13 protein-coding genes are annotated in these 15,055 nt (G+C 48.2%); 2 read left to right on the top strand and 11 right to left on the bottom strand.

The window, feature by feature from the left end:
• Window positions 1–14 precede the first annotated feature (14 nt).
• A complete protein-coding gene (locus H7A02_02350; protein ID MCP5171098.1) occupies window positions 15–1,028 on the top strand; it encodes an AraC family transcriptional regulator ligand-binding domain-containing protein in 1,014 nt (337 codons plus the stop codon).
• Window positions 1,029–1,122: 94 nt separating this feature from the next.
• Here the strand turns inward: H7A02_02350 and H7A02_02345 are convergent, their stop codons facing one another.
• The 10 genes from H7A02_02345 to H7A02_02300 form a co-directional block, all read right to left on the bottom strand.
• Window positions 1,123–2,070 carry a hypothetical protein gene (locus H7A02_02345; protein ID MCP5171097.1) on the bottom strand — a complete coding sequence of 316 codons (948 nt, stop codon included), beginning with the start codon at window positions 2,068–2,070 and terminating at the stop codon, window positions 1,123–1,125.
• Between the two features lie 23 nt (window positions 2,071–2,093).
• On the bottom strand, window positions 2,094–3,752 hold the full coding sequence (locus tag H7A02_02340; GenBank protein ID MCP5171096.1) for an FAD-dependent oxidoreductase: 1,659 nt from the start codon (window positions 3,750–3,752) through the stop codon (window positions 2,094–2,096).
• Window positions 3,753–3,844: 92 nt separating this feature from the next.
• Window positions 3,845–5,113: an aromatic ring-hydroxylating dioxygenase subunit alpha gene (locus tag H7A02_02335; protein ID MCP5171095.1), complete on the bottom strand. Its 1,269-nt coding sequence runs from the start codon at window positions 5,111–5,113 to the stop codon at window positions 3,845–3,847.
• Window positions 5,114–5,136: 23 nt separating this feature from the next.
• Entirely contained in the window at window positions 5,137–5,502 is a 366-nt protein-coding gene (locus H7A02_02330; protein ID MCP5171094.1) for a hypothetical protein, read from the bottom strand.
• A 19-nt stretch (window positions 5,503–5,521) separates the two neighbouring features.
• The gene (locus H7A02_02325; GenBank protein MCP5171093.1) at window positions 5,522–6,523 is read right to left on the bottom strand and encodes an NAD(P)-dependent alcohol dehydrogenase; all 1,002 of its coding nucleotides are present in this window, start codon (window positions 6,521–6,523) and stop codon (window positions 5,522–5,524) included.
• 34 nt (window positions 6,524–6,557) lie between these two features.
• Window positions 6,558–7,481 carry a hypothetical protein gene (locus H7A02_02320; protein MCP5171092.1) on the bottom strand — a complete coding sequence of 308 codons (924 nt, stop codon included), beginning with the start codon at window positions 7,479–7,481 and terminating at the stop codon, window positions 6,558–6,560.
• 30 nt (window positions 7,482–7,511) lie between these two features.
• Window positions 7,512–8,267, bottom strand: coding sequence for an SDR family oxidoreductase (locus H7A02_02315; GenBank protein MCP5171091.1), 756 nt, complete (start codon window positions 8,265–8,267; stop codon window positions 7,512–7,514).
• Between the two features lie 68 nt (window positions 8,268–8,335).
• Window positions 8,336–10,096 carry an FAD-dependent monooxygenase gene (locus H7A02_02310; protein ID MCP5171090.1) on the bottom strand — a complete coding sequence of 587 codons (1,761 nt, stop codon included), beginning with the start codon at window positions 10,094–10,096 and terminating at the stop codon, window positions 8,336–8,338.
• Window positions 10,097–10,311: 215 nt separating this feature from the next.
• Complete coding sequence (locus tag H7A02_02305) at window positions 10,312–10,734, bottom strand: nuclear transport factor 2 family protein (protein MCP5171089.1); 423 nt, start codon at window positions 10,732–10,734, stop codon at window positions 10,312–10,314.
• Between the two features lie 62 nt (window positions 10,735–10,796).
• Window positions 10,797–11,354: a VOC family protein gene (locus H7A02_02300; protein MCP5171088.1), complete on the bottom strand. Its 558-nt coding sequence runs from the start codon at window positions 11,352–11,354 to the stop codon at window positions 10,797–10,799.
• A 460-nt stretch (window positions 11,355–11,814) separates the two neighbouring features.
• Here H7A02_02300 and H7A02_02295 point away from each other — a divergent pair, with 460 nt between their 5' ends.
• On the top strand, window positions 11,815–13,059 hold the full coding sequence (locus H7A02_02295) for a homocitrate synthase (GenBank protein ID MCP5171087.1): 1,245 nt from the start codon (window positions 11,815–11,817) through the stop codon (window positions 13,057–13,059).
• A 160-nt stretch (window positions 13,060–13,219) separates the two neighbouring features.
• Here the strand turns inward: H7A02_02295 and H7A02_02290 are convergent, their stop codons facing one another.
• A complete protein-coding gene (locus H7A02_02290; protein MCP5171086.1) occupies window positions 13,220–14,941 on the bottom strand; it encodes a dihydrolipoyllysine-residue acetyltransferase in 1,722 nt (573 codons plus the stop codon).
• Window positions 14,942–15,055: the final 114 nt, after the last annotated feature.

Raw genomic sequence — 15,055 nt, 5'->3', positions numbered from 1 at the left:
ATTGAGGTAGAAATATGTATTTAATTCGCAGCGGCGCTTTCGAGGGCCTAGGGAGGTTAATTCAATCTCTCGGCGCCAACCCTGTCACCCTTGCCAAAGAAGTTGGATTAACTCCGGCACAGTTCCGAAATCCCAATGGCTATATTTCCTACAATAAAGTGGCCGAGCTGCTGGAAAAAGCGGCGGTTGCCTGCAATACACCATTTTTAGGGTTAATGCTTGCCCCCAGGCAAGATATGGGTGTATTTAGAGATCTGGTCGCCTCCATTTGTCAGGAACCAACAGTTGGTGATGCCATCAGAAAAATGGACCATTACTTGTATCTGCACGCCAGTGGCATACATGTAACACAGGAATCTCGGGGAGAAAATATTCGAATTCACATTAAATTTGATTTCAATACACCCTTCGGCACAGATCAACTACTGCAATTCAGTGTTGGCCGTTTGATTCATCTAATAGAAACATTGATGAATGGTGATCCATACCGATTCGGAATATTTTTGCAGCAATCTATTCCTGCAGGAACCATTATCCCCGACAAACCACCTTTCTCTCAGATACAGTTTTCTGGCCCTTTTGACGGCATGCAAATAAGCGCAAAAGCTTTGGCTCAAAAACCAAATGTCGATAAAAATGCTTTGCAAGTACATTTCAACGAATACCTGCAATACTTGAAAGAACGCTACCCAAACAACCTGCAGAATCAAACGAAGGAAATCATAGGCCGGTTACTGCCCTCTGGAGATTGCAGCATTGAGAAAGTAGCAGTAAATCTGGATTTACACCCCAGAAACCTGCAAAGAAAATTACAAAAAGAAAACACCAGCTACGGGGCGCTATTAAAAGAAACACGCCAAACAATTGCAGAACAATATCTACACTATGGACAAATCCCGATTACCGACCTGGCGCTAAATCTTGGTTACGCAGAAGTTTCGGTATTCAGTCGCCACTTTAAAGCCTGGACAGGGTATTCACCCAGAGAATGGCGGCATAAGCAGTCACCGCCAAATAACGAGCAATAGCAGCTGGAATAAAAAGAGGGTTTAACATGCTGCAATTTTTACTTTTGCAAACTCGATAAACCCTCTTCTAATGCTCTGACTATTTCTGCCGGAATTAGAACGGCCCCTGCTTTTTCACAAAATCAACATACTCTGGTGGCCAGCCTACTTCCAGTTGCCCGCGGCCAGGTTTGCCGTCAAATGTTGCACTGGCGCCACCCTCCATCAAGTGCAATTCGTCACTCGGAACAAGATTGTAGTGAGCAAAAAAGTTGGCATTAACCACCGTTTCTCTTCCTGCTTCATCCTGGATAATTGATACCAGCTTTTCTTGCAGAAGATCATCGGTAAACGTGACATCTGTATCCAGCTTGGTGATTTCTGCCAGCAAACCGTCTTTACAAACATAACCTCGTAAATTCTCACGACCTGCTACTAAATATTTCCAGTAATTAATCGCTATTTTGCCGTCGGAGCTTTGCCCCTGGAACCAGTTGTAATATTGAAAAGCACCCCACTTACGAACACCCCAGCTGTGATCACGATGTCCGTGACTATCAAAAGGGATTTCCCTTCCGTCTATCACAAATCGGCCTTTAACCCGACCAGATTGCTCAATACGATTAGTGGCCACATACTGAGGGCAACCGTCTTTATGGGCACCATACGCATAGGGAGGGTGAATGGCATCGAAACTGAATTCTAACAATGCTGTGTCGGTTTCCCAACGCAAGTCCGCATGCTGGAATTTAAGATCCTGTCGCATTGAAAAGTTGTCAATTTGCCAATTGGAAAAATCCATATCTTCAGGCACTTTCCGGTCTGCCAGGCGCTGCTGAATCGGCTCGTCACCGACTCCCGGCCCGAAAATAGCCAGAGCCGCACCTGCTTCACTGTCTTTGTTAACCCAAGTGTAGATAAACGCTTTAATGCCTTCTTCGGGTAACGTAACAATGTAAGGAATAGACTCCCTGGCAAACTCAACATCAGGCAATTTGTGACGGTTATCGTGGACAGGGTCAATCGCCAAGTCAGGGCGAGCAAGTTTAATATCCTGGTACATTTTTTTACCTCAAAACTGGAATATTAGCGGGTTTCAGCAATATGCTTTGCCGCGATATAAGCAAACGTCATGGCGGGCCCAAGGCTGGTACCACCACCGGGATAATAGCGCATCACAGTATTGGCGTCTATCCCCACCGCATACAATCCTTCAATTACCGAGCCGTCTTCGCTAACCACCTGAGCAAGTGCATTTGTTTCCACTCCAGCCAGTGTACACAGATCACTGGGGCGTATTTCAAGGGCATAGAATGGCGGTTTATCGAGCGGTGCCAATCCGGGGTTTGGCTGGTGGGCGGCATCCCCCATATAAGCCGAGTAAGCATCTTCCCCACGACCAAATTCAGAATCTTTTCCCTGCTGTGCATCTTGATTAAAGTGCGCAAACGTATCTTCAAGCACCACAGCTTCCACACCGATGGAATCGGCCAGAGCCTTAATGGAGTCAGCCTTGATCAGGTAGCCTTTTTTAATCCAGGATTTCTTCGGAAAGGGCCAGGGTTTTACCATTCCCATGCCATACTTTTTGATAAAACGGGAATCTGCCAGCAACCAGACTTTTTCAACACCCAGGCGCGCGCAATTCTCACCAAAAGATTGGTAGTGAAACCCCTCGTTCAGGAAACGTTTACCCGTAGCGGCATCCACCATCATGCTGCCTGGGGAATGACGGTCAAAAAATAACGAAGGGAAAATGGCTGTGCTGCCATCACTCCGTTGGCATTTCGAGGCTGGCACCCAGATAGCATTCGCTACATTGTCCGCTTTAAACACCCCACCGGCCTTTTGCGCCATGATAATACCGTCGCCGCGACTGCCTTCCGGTTGCACATTGTAGCCAGCCGCTGTTTGTGGAATGTACCTTGCCCGCATTTCCGGGTTGGCGCCAAAGCCACCGCTGGCAAGAATAACCGCTTTGTCCGCACGGATTTCTTCTCTCACGCCATTGATCTCTACGACAACCCCCACCACCCTGTTATTGTCCACAAGCAAGTCGCGCACTCGCGCGTTGTGACGAAGTGTGACCCCCGCATCCTCTGCAGATTTCAGAAGACGGGCAGCAAGCGCATTACCGTTGGCCAAAAAGGTACCGCGACCATATTTCAATTTATCCATAACAAAGCTGAAAAATCTCGAAACCGTCGTTTTAAACGCAGCAAATGATTGACGCCATTGCTGCATTGCCACTGCATCCGCAGGGTTCAGCTGCATACTGCCAAATAACCCCATCTCAGGGATCGGCGGACGCAGCTTGTCAAATAATGGCCCAAGCAACGTGCCACTGTATTCTGCTGTTAACAGGCAACGCCCGATGTTGTGACCCGGCTCAGACGGCTCATAATCGGGAAAGTTGGTAGCGGTCAGTTTAAGCTCTGTGTTGTCTTCCATGTAATCGAGCATTTCTGTGGCTTTATGAATATAAGCTGATAACTTTTCTGCGTTATATTCATCACCAAGAATGGCCTTTACATAGCGTTCAGCCATCACAAAATCATCATCAATACCCAGACTTTTCTGGTATCGATTGGCGGGCACCCAGACACCCCCACCGGAACAAGCTGTCGTGCCGCCAAAATATTCGGTTGCCTCCAGCAGCACGACATCCAAGCCATGAAGGGCTGCGACTGTCGCAGCAGTCAACCCTCCGGCACCAGAGCCCACTACAATTAGGTCGGCACTCATTATTCACCCCTTATTAATTCTTGATTAGCTCAAACAATACGACTCGAGCAGTAATGTTATTTGGAAATATGTTATTTTTAGTTATCGATTCATCATTCATTCAACGCGTCGCGTACGCTGTCAGCCTCAACCCAGCGCTTTATCGCTTCGTGATTATGGCGCAGCATAAACTCGGCATCTTGCAAAATCATATGGCTCTTTGCCCGCGACTCCATTGCCAGCTGTTGGCGATCAAGATTGCCCACATCCTCAAGAAATATTTCAGCAAACCGGCAAGTGTGGTGCTCTTGCTGAAGGCGTTGTTTAACATTTCTTGCCTTTGGCGCAAACAATCGCGCTTCCCAACGCGTGGTTTTACGTGAGGCGGGCCAAAACTCCATCGTGAAAAAACCACCAGGGGAGTAAAAGATAATGTAATTTGGAAACAGCCAACCTATCTCCGTGGCCCAGTCAGTTGCCTTGCTTGGATTAACCGATGGATGGTTCATTATCGTTTCGACATCGCTCTTGTCAGCCGCACCAAGCACATTTCCAGAATCAATTCCCGCGTAAGCCAGTTTCTCAACAGCCGCGCTGTCAGGTATCTGATAATCGGGGTTGCCAAACGTGGTCATCGCCCTATGCGAGCCTAAATTTCTCGCATGTAAGGGTTTAGAAAAAGGGTTACTTTTATTCGAAAATGTTGTGCCAAGGGTATTCGTATGCAAACAAGGTACGTGATAAGACTCGGCAAAAGCATCCGCGGTGATTTTCCAGTTAGCATTCTGCGTTGCAGAGATAACACTCGCATTATCCGCCGAAGGCGCTGGAAGCCCCTTAAACGAACGACCAAATTCTCCCAAAAATTCTTCGAGCGACACTTCCGGCTTTGTTTGCAAATTAATGAATATCCAGCCTTCCCACACTTCGCAGGCGATGGGAGTAAGGCCACACTTATCCAAATCGAGATCGAAAAAGCTCTCTCTGTCAGGCACCCCCATGCAGTCGCCATTGTTGCGGTATGTCCAGCGATGATAATTACAGACAAACCGGCTGCCCTTTCCATGTCGTTCAAGTACCAACATGTTGGCGCGATGAGAGCAGACATTGTGGAATGCCCGAATCCTGTCCTGCTTATCGCGGGTTACCAACACAAAGGCGTCGCAGACTTCCACATCTTTAACAAAAAAGGTGTCTGACTCTGGCAACTGTTCAACTCTGCCCATGCACAACCAGGCACGTCCAAATACTCGTTCACGCTCAAGCTGATACCACTCTTCAGAAATATAGGGTTCTACAGAGACTGGCGCGGTACCCAAACCGTTGGGTACCGTTAATGAAGGAAACTCTCGCTTGGCGCTCTGCCTTACTTTGTCATCCATCAAACCCTCCTGAAAAAACCCATTCACCCACCGAAGGGCGAGGGGCCTTTTTCAATGTGAATATTGTGTGGAAAGGGCGAGAGCCGAGCCCGGGGCTGCTTGTGTAACTCAACAGACATAGAGGCATGCACCAATGAAAGCAGCAAGCAAAATAATCTTCCTTCTTCCTCCGGCATCGCATCAAGCCCATAGTCCTCGAGCCAGGATAGCGCATCCTCAGCCCGTCCAAGCATGGCATCGTAAAATTCTGAAATCTCTTCCATCGACGCTCGTGAGCGCTGGTCCCAGCGAATATCATTGGTTTTACCGGCCCAGAAAGGAACGAACTTCTCCAAGTCCTCAAACCCTTTAGGTAAGGTCGTCGGCTCTGTCATGATTCGCTCCCCCATGTCACCTAATACAACACGCTCAATACTCGACCACAATCTTGCCAAAATGCTTACCAGCAATCTGGTGACGGAAAGCATCGGCAAGCTCGCTGAGCTTATAAGTAGAATCAATGACCGGTTTGATACCACTGGCATTAATAGCTTTCACCATGTCTTCTTGCATTCTGCGGTTACCCACCATCACGGTTTTGATCTGAATCTGTCTGTGGATCATCAAGCTCAGGTTCACTTCTGCGCCGAAACCTTCGAGAATACCAACAGACGAAACATTGCCACCAATACGGCAAGCCGTAATAGATTGGTTCAGCGTACTACCTCCTACGTCCAACGCATGATCAACGCCCCCACCAGAAAGCTCATAGACCTTTTGGCCCCACTCTGGTGTTTCTTTGTAATTAATCAGTACATCGGCACCTAAAGCTTTCATGCGCTCGAGCTTTTCATTGGAGGAGGATGTCGCAAACACAGTAGCGCCCGCCGCTTTCGCAAACTGAAGCGCAAAAATGGAGAAACCACCACTACCTTCAATTAATACTTTGTCACCAAATTGCAGATCACAATCGGCAAAAAGACTACGCCAGGCAGTTAACGCGGCGCAAGGTAATGTTGCCGCTTCTGTATAACTGTAACCTTCCGGCATCAACGTCAGAGAATGTTCATCCACAGCACAAAGTTCGGCACCATAACCATCACAGCTGTCACCAGGGATTTTGGCAATAGTTTCAGGGGTACCAGCTCCATCTATCCAATCGGGGAAGAACAAAGACATCACTTTGTCACCTACGGCCCACTTTTTAACATTCGAACCCACCGCAACAACCTCACCAGCACCATCAGACATTGGGACAATGCCTTCGCCTTTGGTGGGTTTAATTCCAGATACCACAATGTAATCATGGTAGTTCAGTGAACTGGCATGCCAGCGAACCAGCACCTGATTGGACGCGGGTGTTGGATCAGGCAAATCGATGTATTGAAAACTCTCAAGGCTGCAGGGTGCTTTCACAAAACAGGCTTTCATATTAACTCCTGGTAACAAGTAGGTAATTTCTGCCTTAACCAGCAGAAGGAATTTGAAAATCCCAGGGCAGGCGGAAACCGCATTCCCCAAGACCGTAGCCAATAGTACCGTCATCGAGACGATATTCCATCATGGATTCTGTACAGATAAACGTATCTACCGGAAAATGCCAGCTAAACAGCGACCTGCCACTAAAACCATATTTTTTGCCATCTTCATCTTCGATATCCCACCGAACACGTTCGATAAACAGGCTTTCTGAATAGGTGATCTTCTCATCAACAGAGGTGACCTGACGCCATTCTTTACCATTATTCACCATTTTCATGTAAGCATTTTCACCTTTCAGAGAAATGCCATGAACACAGACCGCAGACACATTGTTGTCAAATAAAGGCCAAGCCAAACGATAGTGTTTTAAACCATCCCAATCTCTCGGCCCAACTGCCAGATCCCGGAAACCACGGCCATTGGATATTGAAACGTCCAGACCATCTCGCAACCTCAACTCGCCGCTTACAGAACAAGGTCCTTCCAGATGTGCAGTAGCAATATTCTCGGCAAAAGCGCCATCGTTATCCCGAGTCATGGCGATAGAGTCATGCATGGGGTGGATAGCGGTGAAGGTTAAATCAAAACTGAAATCCCGATCTTGAAAGCTGATACTCGCGCGCTTTTGCGCATCAACGCCAAGAATTTTCATGCCCGCTATTTCGATGCCATTCTCCATGCGCGCGGAGGTATATGGCAGGTTCATGTTAATCCGGGTATACAGCGGCAAGCCGTCTTTGAAGAATACCAGCCATGAATTACTTTCCTGTTTGTTCTCCATAATACCCGCGCGAATAAAGCAGCCTATGCGGGAATCCGGATCATAGAATGTAAAATAATGACTTTGATTCCAAAGAGGATGTTCGTTTGCCGCGCAATAGGCTTCCGGGTTTAGTCTGCTGTTCATAAATAATCCAGAGTCTGAAAATCAAGATGTTTAACCGGCGACATAGCCGCCATCAACAGACAAACAAGACCCCGTTACAAAGGAAGCCAAATCAGACAACAACCAGATAGCCATTTGAGCAATTTCTTCTGGCTGCCCAAATCGACCAATGGGATGAACCGACTCCAGATACGTTTTCAACTCAGGAACTTCCGCAACTTTTTCCAGCAACATTGGGGTCGCAATAGCACCAGGTAATATGGCATTGACGCGGATATTCTGGCTTGAGTAATCAATAGCAACCGCTTTTGTCAGTCCGCACACGCCGTGCTTTGCTGCTGCATATTCCGTTGATTGTGGAAAGGCCACAACACCAGCAGCAGAAGCCGTGTTCACTATCGAGCCACCACCAGACTTAAGCATTGCCCGCAACTCATGCTTAATGCAGAGAAATACCCCGGTCAGATTGATCCCCACACATTTATTCCACTCTTCCAACGACAGGTCCGCGGCGACCTTGCTCGACTGTGGGTAGCCCGCATTATTGAACGCACCATCAAGGCTACCATAGGTTTCAACCGTCGTATTCACCATGTTAATAACGCTGTCTTCGTTGGCGACATCTGTTTTAGTAAAGGTAACACTGCCCGGTCCGGCCGCCAGAGAAGCACACAGATTCTCAGCTTTTTCTTCATTTAAGTCGGCGATGACGACGTTGGCCCCGGCCTGTGCCAAAAGCGTAACACCCGCCTCTCCCACTCCGCTTGCGCCACCGGTTACTATGTATGTTTTATCTTTAAAATTCATTGCACCCTTTCCTGTTAACAGCACTGCTGTGAAGATCGACACCCGTGACTAAAACCATTAGGGAAGTCTTATTTTTTACCCAGAATCTGATCCACGATATCAGCAATATTGGGATTGCTGACAGCCTCAACAGAACGCCAACCTACATGATTGTCCGGACGAACCAGCACGGCACCAGCATCACTGATACCCGACACCTCCTGCCATTCCCCGTTGAGGTCGAGATAATCCGCACCGGCAGCCCCTATAGAGACAACCTTAACCGGCACACTCGCCTTCGCAGCAGACGCTTTCCATTCAGCATTCTCTGGCCCGGTAATCAGTGCGAACGTTTTACCTTCTACCAGATCCAGGGTGGAAATCCGCTTGCCATTCAATTGCACCCAGGCATGAGGAAGTCGATGCCCGGGCCTTGTAGTGGGGATATAGTCGTCTCCCATCGGGCTTTTTTCCGGTAGCGGGGTGCCGTCACTTATCACTGCACCGCATTCGTAGCTAAAACCAATCTCTCTATCCTGAGCCTGGAACTCCGCACGTTGTGTTTTAATGACTTCCTCAAGACGGGCTCTACGACTGGCACCGTCATCCGTGTCGGCAAACAGGTTCAGCATTGCCTGACGATTAACCTCGATCGGTGCCCCTGGAATCATGCCAAGACCGGCATCTATCACCAGATGATTCTGGAAAGTAAACAGTGCCCAGCTGACATTGCGTCCGGTAACTGCGCGACGCTCAGCCTCATAGGAGTCGAGCAGACTTTCATCAGCTTCTCCTTTAAGTACACTCGCCAGCTTCCAGGTCAGATTATGGGTATCCTGAATTGCCGAGTTGAGACCGAGACCGGTGGTGGGGGGATGCCTGTGAGCCGAGTCTCCCACCAGAAATACCCGTCCATCCCTGAAGCGTTCCGCCAAAACTCCCTGCACTTTCCACTTGTTGGTGTGCATCACCTCAATGGCGGAATCGGCGGGGATTCTGAGCAACTCCTTAATTTTCTCCACAAGCTCGTCCAGCTCGATAAAATCTACCGTATCTGGGTCAAACGAGAAATGCATTAACCACTCCTCAGAATGACGATCATAGTTGCTCGGCCCCATAGCCACCATGACACCACTACCCCAGGAACCGCCATTCTCGGGGTTGATAAACCAGCGAATCATGGGTGAATCGTCGTCCAGATACTGCGAGAAATCGGCTTTGAAATGCACAGAAATCATATCGAACAGCCGTTCGATACCTTCCATTTTGATTCCCAGCTTTTCACCGACAAAGCGTCCGCCATCACAACCGAGCATGTACTCCGCTTTAACCCGGTAATGCTCACCCGTTTCCCGAACAAGGATCTCTGCCGTTACGCCTTCTGGGCTCTGTTCAAAGTCGACCAGTTCATGGCCAAAATTGAGATCTATTAACTCCTGCTGACAGGCAAACTCATACATCACTGGCTCAAGGTGTAACTGCGCATAATTTGCAGGCCAGCAGGGACTGTGCTTTTCATACTTCCCTTTGAGACTGCCGCCGCCAAAAGCATCCATAACATGAATGGTTTTACCATCCAGCGGGCCGTTGCCACCCAACGAAGTATACCAACCTACCGACGCCATATTTTCTGCAGGGGTACTGCGCTCATAAATCGTTTCACTGAGGCCTATCTCGCGAAAAATTTCCATAGTGCGAGCGTTCAGGTAGTGCGCTTTAGGCGCAGGAGAGGTTGTCGGGTATTTTTCTACCAGATATGACTTAATACCGAGCCGTGACAAAAAAATCGCAGACGAGAGGCCGCTGCCAGCGCCCCCCACAATTAATACGGGTATTGAAATTTCTTTCATGGAGTAACTAACCTCATTTCATTCAGTGATATAGCTTTAAGGCTGATTCTGGTGTCTCTTCAATAGCGCAACTTACTGGCACAGTTTGTTAGCCCGACAGACCAAGACAACCCTACCTTGATTTTCTATGTTTATCTCTTTGCATAGCAGACTGCACACGCACGGGTCGTGCGGAAAGATCCGCGGGCAACCTTTATTATTATCAAAAGCAACTATCAATAAGCCGTTACAAAAACCGGCTGTATTAGCCGTGTCGCTATCAACCATCCTTGCGGAAATCGCTCATAAGTATCAGTGACATCCGCCACAAACATAGCCTCTGGCGTTATTTCTGACTGCCTGCCACGGAAGACCGTCATCAAAAAACCTGCTTTAGCAGTGTCTGGCCCGGTTGCCGAAATCAGAAAATTACTAACGACATGGCGAGTAGCCACTACAGCATTGGCTTGTCGCGCCGCAAAAAAGATTCCGATCGCCTCACGACCTCTATGCTCACCGGCATTAGGAGAAGGCTCGCCAAAGGTCAACATGCCGTCCAATGTAAAAAAATCCGCCACTTCAGCAGCCCGGCCATGGTCGATAAGACTGAAGAAACGGGAGGAAAGATTGATAATTTCCAGGCTTTGCAGCGCTTCCATCACAGTTACTCTTTTATTGTTCTTTTGTAATAATTTGATCCAGCATCATACAGCTCGAAGGGTTACTGCAAAGGCACGTCATCACCCATACCTCGAGGGCCAATATGGGGTCTTTTCTTAAGCTCCAGCTCTGCTTCACCCGCCTCCAGGCGCCTGCATAAATCTTCAGGATCCACATCAACACCAATAGGGTTTTCCTTGAATTCTTCGGTGTAAAAGAACGCTGTGGATTCTTGAACCGTATCGAAGTTCTCAACCTGCAATTCCACCTGATTGCCATCCGGATCCCGGTAGTACATAGACGTGGTTGGACCGTGGTTAATACACCAGAACGGCTCAATCCCCTCAGCTTTCAGCCGTTTGTAATTCTCAAGTAAATCGGCCATGGATGCGTATGTAAAAGCGCAGTGATCGAAACCCTGAGTACCTGCCTCAGGCTTTTTCAAACCAGGAATATGAATAAACGCAAAACGGTGGTGCTCTTCGTCATAGGTAATAAAGGACACCACCTCATTACCAAAAGTGAGTGTTGCATCCAGTACTGTCTGGTACCAGGAAATCATGGGTTTGTAATTGGATGTACGCATGACCACATGCGCAAGCTGAACTGGTTTAGTCATTCTATTCAAAACTCTCCAGAAGCAATAATTATTAATTCGCAATTGAGTCAGTTACATGAAATTGCGGATTCTACGCCGCAACTCAGACTTTCTTAATCTCGAAATGAAATCTATACAAATTTGTCCAAATGGTCAATAGAAGTTTCAGTTTAAAAACAAGGGTTACGCGCCGTTATCGATCACCAGCCCATTTACGATGTCTGAATGTGAAGGGGCAGTTGCGAGCAGCGACTGAAGGCACGATTGAACCAGGATCTGTTAAGCAGTATATTACTTGACCACTTGGAAAGCATTGAGTATTCTTAACCACAAAAATGCGCTCTGCTTTTGACCTTCTCCGAATCAGGGAAATCCAACCGTTTTCCTCGGGGTCTGACAGACTTGCCGAGCCAGACTTCTCAGAATATGCGCCCCTGCGTAACCCCTGCAACAACCAAACACAAGCAACGAGATATAAGTAATGTACGATATTGAAAGATTAAAGCTGCAACAGAATTTTAAAGACAAGTCTCACTGGGTTTGCCCCGCCAACTTCTATAAAGATGTTAACAATGGTTTAGCGGGCAGGGAAATTCAGATTCATGATGTAACTTTGCGCGATGGCGAACAAACCTTTGGAGTCGCCTATAGCGTTGCCGAGCGCGTACGTATCGCCGAAGCTCTGGATGATATTGGTGTGGCGCGTATTGAAGCGGGGATGCCAATCATTTCAGCAGAAAACCGGGCCGGAATTAAAGAGGTGATTGCCTCAAACCTGAATGCTGAAATCACTGCCCTGGTTAGAGCGCACAAAATGGATATTGACCTCTCCGAAGAGTGCGGCCTGAAGACCGTTATTGTTGAGCATTGCCTCAACCCTTACGTTAATCAGGAGGGTTATGGCCTGGATACCCCCGGAATCGTCGCCCGGTGCGCTGAAAGCATTAACTACGCTCAGGAAAAAGGCATAAAAGCCATTTTCATGGGGTGGGATATGACGCGTATCGATGATATGGATTATCTTGAAAACTTTTATAAATCACTCGCGTCACAGTGCGATCCTGCAGCCATTGTGCTGGTAGACACATTCGGCGCAGCATTGCCCAGAGCGGCTGGTTTTCTGGTTCAAAAAGTGAAGGAGTGGGTTCCTGGGATTACCATTGAATACCATAATCACAACGAATTCGGACTGGCAAACGCCGGTGTTCTGGAGGCCGTATCATCAGGCGCAGATGTCGTTCATTCCGCCGTCAATGGGTTGGGAGAAAGGACAGGTAACGCAGCAACTGAAGAAATTGCCGCCATGCTGGAACTCATGGCCGGCGTTAAAACCGGTATTGATCTTAGCCGACTGATGGAAGTATCCATACTGGTTGAAAATGCCTCACGCCGCCCGGTACCGGCCAATAAACCCGTTGTTGGCAGAGGCCTGTTTAACGTCGAAACCGGTGTCGCTGTTGACCTGATAACAAAAATGGAAAGCAAAGGCTTTGATATGTCAGTGTCGCCGATGGTGCCGTCCATTGTTGGACAGCCAAAAACCGAACTTGTGCTCGGCAAAAACAGCGGTAAGGCAACCATTGAATATCATCTGCACCGACATAACCTGACCGCCACACCTGACCAGACTGAAGAAATTCTGGGACAAGTCAAATCAGAAGGTCGCCTGCAAAGAACACTGCTGTCTGACCCGCAGTTCCTGGCGATATGTAATAAGGTGCTCTAACACACCACACAGACAGAAAGATTACTGAATAAATTCAGTAGCCGGGAACTCATTACCCTCTTCTTACCCACTTCGGGATTTAAGGATTACACACTCTTAAATCCCGTTTTTTTTACAGCCCGGCTATCCAACAAGCCGTTTAAGAAAACCAGAAAACACCTTACAACAACACCCGCCTGAAATCCGCCAGTGCGTCGGCGAGAAACGCATTAAACTTGCCAGCCAATGCACCATCTAATGCGCGATGATCCCAACTAAGGCTCAAAGGCAGAATCAACCGGGAAACTATCTCGTCGCCCTGCTTTTGCAGTTGCTCCCTAGCCTTACCCACACCCAAAATTGCTACCTCCGGCGCATTGATAATCGGCGTAAAATACGTACCACCAATACCTCCGAGAGAAGAAATAGAAAACGACCCACCTTGCATTTCGTCCGGCTTTAACTTTCCTTCTCGGGCTTTTGCAGACAGCCCTCTGATTTCCGAAGCTAACTCATACACACCTTTTTTATCTGCATCACGAACCACCGGCACCACAAGACCTTTCGGGGTGTCGGCAGCAAAACCAATATGGTAGTAACGCTTCAGCACAATATCATCACCATCCAAACTGGCGTTGACTTGAGGGAACTGCTTGAGAGCTGCAACACAAGCTTTCATAAGCAGCGCTAACAAGGTCACTTTATTATCAGGTTGCTCGCTATTTAACTGTTGGCGAAACATCTCTAACCCGGTGATATCGGCATCTTCATGATTGGTAACATGAGGGATGGAAACCCAGTTCCGGTGTAATGCAGCGCCACTTATCTTTTGAATCCGGGACATAGGCTGCCGCTCAACCTCCCCGAATTTGGAAAAGTCTACCTCAGGCCACGGCATTAAACCCTGCAGCCCCAGTGTATTCGATACTTCAGATCCAGCCGATTGCATTTTTGTTTTTACAAAATTCTGCACATCTTCTTTGGTTAACCGTTGCCGGGGGCCGGTTCCCTGAATTCCCGCCAAAGATACGCCCAATTCTCTTGCCAAACGGCGCACAGAAGGCGACGCGTACACATCCTGACTATCAGAGTGAGTATGCTCAGAAGCAGTACCAGAACTCGCAACTAACGCAGTAGCCTGCCCCTTTTCAGCATCAACCTTTTTCGCCTCAACTTGCGGTGTAGCACCGCTGTCCGATTTAGCCGTTTCAGTTTGAGCAGCCTTCCCGCAATCAGCAACAGCCTGATCATCACTAATCTGCTCAGGGCCTTCTCGCTCAATAACTGCTATCAGTGATCCTTCGTCAAGCTTATCCCCAAGCGCCACCTTCAGCTCACGGAGCGTACCCGCAAACGGGGAGGGAATTTCCATTGAGGCTTTGTCGGACTCCACAGTAATCAGGCTAGTGTCTTCTAGAATATGGTCGCCTGGCGCTACCGAAATTTCGATAACCTCTACCCCGGCTGCACCGCCAATATCCGGCACAAACACCTCAACTTTATTGGCAACCACATCGTTAGTAACCACATCGTTAGTAACCACATCAGTCGCCGACGCGGCCTCAGCCGGGTCGGTTTCACACGCGCCCTGACTCTGAACAGGTTCTGGAGAGGTCATCAATTCAGGCTCGGACAAGGCTGGTTGTTCAGAATTTTCTTCTGACGATTCCTCAACAATGGCCACGAGAGAACCCTCATCAACCTTATCGCCAATGCTGATCTTTAACTCGACAAGCTTACCTGACAACGGCGATGGTATATCCATCGTGGCTTTATCTGACTCGACGGTAAATAGCGTATCTTCAGCCGCAACAAACTCACCCGGCGTCACTGCTATTTCGATCACCTCAACTCCGGTGGCACCCCCAATATCAGGCACAATCACATGACTTAATCTAGCCAATTCTCTCTCCAATTTTTACAGCCAGCACACCTTGGCAATATTCATGGGCCTCTGATTAATCAGTTATTCCGCACCCCATACACACTCTTTACTCGCAATGGCTGCACGGGGTTA

This window comes from Pseudomonadales bacterium (assembly GCA_024234435.1).
In the GTDB taxonomy this organism is placed as follows: Bacteria; Pseudomonadota; Gammaproteobacteria; order Pseudomonadales; family Porticoccaceae; genus JACKOF01.
The sequence above is the reverse complement of the archived record's forward strand: the minus strand, read 5'-3'. Positions and strand labels throughout refer to the sequence as shown.

Coding starts and splice junctions, on each gene's coding strand:
- H7A02_02295 (MCP5171087.1), top strand. CDS start 11,815: ATGTACGATATTGAAAGATTAAAGCTGCAACAGAATTTTAAAGACAAG.
- H7A02_02335 (MCP5171095.1), bottom strand. CDS start 5,113: ATGGATGACAAAGTAAGGCAGAGCGCCAAGCGAGAGTTTCCTTCATTA.
- H7A02_02305 (MCP5171089.1), bottom strand. CDS start 10,734: ATGGAAGCGCTGCAAAGCCTGGAAATTATCAATCTTTCCTCCCGTTTC.
- H7A02_02310 (MCP5171090.1), bottom strand. CDS start 10,096: ATGAAAGAAATTTCAATACCCGTATTAATTGTGGGGGGCGCTGGCAGC.
- H7A02_02345 (MCP5171097.1), bottom strand. CDS start 2,070: ATGTACCAGGATATTAAACTTGCTCGCCCTGACTTGGCGATTGACCCT.
- H7A02_02300 (MCP5171088.1), bottom strand. CDS start 11,354: ATGACTAAACCAGTTCAGCTTGCGCATGTGGTCATGCGTACATCCAAT.
- H7A02_02325 (MCP5171093.1), bottom strand. CDS start 6,523: ATGAAAGCCTGTTTTGTGAAAGCACCCTGCAGCCTTGAGAGTTTTCAA.
- H7A02_02315 (MCP5171091.1), bottom strand. CDS start 8,267: ATGAATTTTAAAGATAAAACATACATAGTAACCGGTGGCGCAAGCGGA.
- H7A02_02340 (MCP5171096.1), bottom strand. CDS start 3,752: ATGAGTGCCGACCTAATTGTAGTGGGCTCTGGTGCCGGAGGGTTGACT.
- H7A02_02320 (MCP5171092.1), bottom strand. CDS start 7,481: ATGAACAGCAGACTAAACCCGGAAGCCTATTGCGCGGCAAACGAACAT.
- H7A02_02350 (MCP5171098.1), top strand. CDS start 15: ATGTATTTAATTCGCAGCGGCGCTTTCGAGGGCCTAGGGAGGTTAATT.
- H7A02_02330 (MCP5171094.1), bottom strand. CDS start 5,502: ATGGGGGAGCGAATCATGACAGAGCCGACGACCTTACCTAAAGGGTTT.